This window comes from Vibrio sp. 1401, from assembly GCF_033340295.1.
This window is the reverse complement of sequence record NZ_JAWOWF010000679.1, coordinates 1-560: the sequence shown is the minus strand read 5'-3', so window position 1 is coordinate 560 and position 560 is coordinate 1. Positions and strand designations below refer to the sequence as shown.

The 560-nt window shown below is 45.0% G+C and carries 1 protein-coding gene and 1 pseudogene; both read left to right on the top strand.

Features of this window, described 5'->3' with window-relative positions; translation table 11 throughout:
• The first annotated feature begins 43 nt into the window (after window positions 1-43).
• A complete protein-coding gene (locus tag R7Z77_RS27550; protein WP_318137333.1) occupies window positions 44-415 on the top strand; it encodes a PepSY domain-containing protein in 372 nt (123 codons plus the stop codon).
• Between the two features lie 18 nt (window positions 416-433).
• Window positions 434-560 (top strand): annotated as a pseudogene (locus R7Z77_RS27545) (DNA-binding response regulator); the annotation flags it as partial.

Genomic DNA, 560 nt, shown 5'->3' with positions numbered 1-560 from the left:
AGTGACCTCTCAGAATCTTGCGTTGTTTTTCAGCCTCGCCCCGATGTTGATTTCTGCACCAAGCTTCGCGCAGCAAAATGATATTTACACCACGCAAAATGGCCACGCCATCGTGCAAGATGTCGAAAAGCCCGGCACACGTATCGAATTTGATGAAGACCAAGATGAGGTCTACCGCGCCGTACAAAAAGGCTACATTCGTCCCTTCTCTGAGCTTTACGCGGCCGTCGAAAATGACCTTTATGGTCGCATCATCAAAGTCGAGCTTGAAGAAGATGACAATGAATGGGTTTACGAACTGAAAATACTCTTCAACAATAGTGTGTTGAAGGTCGAATATGACGCTGCCACATTGGAAATGTTGGAAGTCAAAGGTCGAAACTTCAATAAAGCTTTAAAACCACCACAAAACTAAATAATAAGAAACGCTGCCATGAAAATACTTGTTGTCGAAGATGATCCTCGTCTAGGCGAGCAAATTATCGAAACGTTGGAAAATAACGGTTGGGTACCTGAGCTATCACAAGATGGCATTGACGCGCTCTACCGAGCGACATCCG

What these genes read in the sequence shown, in the direction of transcription:
- R7Z77_RS27550 (WP_318137333.1), top strand. Translation starts at nt 44, where the DNA reads ATGTTGATTTCTGCACCAAGCTTCGCGCAGCAAAATGATATTTACACC.